Source organism: Mesorhizobium sp. M0227, assembly GCF_040321855.1.
Taxonomy (GTDB): domain Bacteria; phylum Pseudomonadota; class Alphaproteobacteria; order Rhizobiales; family Rhizobiaceae; genus Mesorhizobium.
The window spans coordinates 1-1,408 of record NZ_JAMYSJ010000064.1; the positions used below are offsets into that span (position 1 = coordinate 1).

At 65.1% G+C, this 1,408-nt stretch carries 2 protein-coding genes; both read right to left on the reverse strand.

What is annotated here, in order from left to right; translation table 11 throughout:
- Positions 1 to 253 precede the first annotated feature (253 nt).
- Positions 254 to 868 (reverse strand): cob(I)yrinic acid a,c-diamide adenosyltransferase, encoded by a 615-nt coding sequence (gene cobO, locus NKJ00_RS32135; protein ID WP_352439841.1) that lies wholly within the window; start codon positions 866 to 868, stop codon positions 254 to 256.
- Position 869: 1 nt separating this feature from the next.
- The gene (cobU, locus tag NKJ00_RS32140; RefSeq protein ID WP_352613731.1) at positions 870 to 1,316 is read right to left on the reverse strand and encodes a bifunctional adenosylcobinamide kinase/adenosylcobinamide-phosphate guanylyltransferase; all 447 of its coding nucleotides are present in this window, start codon (positions 1,314 to 1,316) and stop codon (positions 870 to 872) included.
- Positions 1,317 to 1,408 lie beyond the last annotated feature (92 nt).

A 1,408-nucleotide genomic window follows, 5' to 3' on the forward strand; every position in this document is an offset into this window, starting at 1 on the left:
GCGCGAGCACAAGAAGCTCGCTCTACGCCAAGCCGCATGACCAGCTTCATGATCGCCCATTTTGCAGAACTTGACGCACACAACCGACTTCCGCTGGCGCCGACCCAAGCGAATCGCCTGTCTTTTCGGCGCCAAAGAAGAATTAAAGGCACGCGGCAGCGTTCCCTCCCCCTTGTGGGGAGGGTTAGGGTGGGGGTCCCTCTTCGCAAGAATCCATATGCGATAGCCCTGCCTTCAAAGGGGGTAAGAAGCCTCAGAACTCGATCCCCTGCTGGGCCTTCACGCCCGCGGAAAAATGATGCTTGGTCACGCCCATCTCGGTGACGAGGTCGGCCGCCTCGACCAGCGCCGGCTTGGCGTTGCGGCCGGTGACCACGACATGCAGGCCCTCGCGCCGCGCTTTCAGCGCCGCAACCACCTTGTCGAGATCGAGATAGTCGTAGCGCAGCGCGATGTTCATCTCGTCGAGCACCAGCAGGCTGATCGACGGGTCGGCCATCAGCTCGAGCACCTTGGCCCACGCGGCTTCGGCCGCGGCGATGTCGCGCTTCAGATCCTGCGTTTCCCAGGTGAACCCCTCGCCCATCGCGTGCCAGACGACGCGGTCGCCGAAGGCGGCAAAGGCATCCTTCTCGCCGGTATGCCATTTGCCCTTGATGAACTGGACGACGCCGACGCGCTTGCCGTAGCCGAGCATTCGCAGCGCCAGGCCGAAGGCGGCTGTGGTCTTGCCCTTGCCCGGTCCGGTGTTGACGATGAGCAAGCCCTTCTCGACCGTCTTGCTCGCCACCTCGGCATCCTGCACCGCCTTGCGCTTGGCCATCTTGGCGCGGTGGCGTTCTTCGTCCTTATCGTCGATGTCGGTCATGTCATTTCACCTTGAGCGGTAGCCCCGCCACCATCAGCAGCACCGTATCGGCGACGGCGGCGACCTGCTGGTTGAGCCGGCCGGCGGCATCGCGAAACCGGCGCGCCAGTGCATTGTCCGGCACGATACCTTGGCCGACTTCATTGGACACCACGAACCATGGCCCGCGCGGCCGCGACAGCACGTCCGCCAACCGACGGCATTCAAGCTCGAAATCGTGTTCGGCCAGCATGTGGTTGGTCAGCCACAGCGTCAGGCAATCGACAAGCACCGGCCGATCGTCCGGCAAGGCGGCAAGCGTACCGGCGAGATCGAGCGGTGCGTCGATGGTCGTCCAGCCTTCGCCGCGCCGCGATCGGTGCAACGCGATGCGTTCATGCATCTCGTCATCATAGGCTTGCGCCGTGGCGACATAGGTCCAGGGCGGCGGCAATGCGGTCGCCAAAATTTCGGCGTGGGGGGGGGGGGGGGGGGGGCCCGGGCCCGGGGGGGCGGGGTCGGTGTTGAGGGTGAGGCGAAGAGTAGGCGAGGGGGGGGGCG

Bases quoted from the DNA above. Each gene is read 5' to 3' on its own strand.
- cobO (WP_352439841.1), bottom strand. From the start codon at position 868: ATGACCGACATCGACGATAAGGACGAAGAACGCCACCGCGCCAAGATG.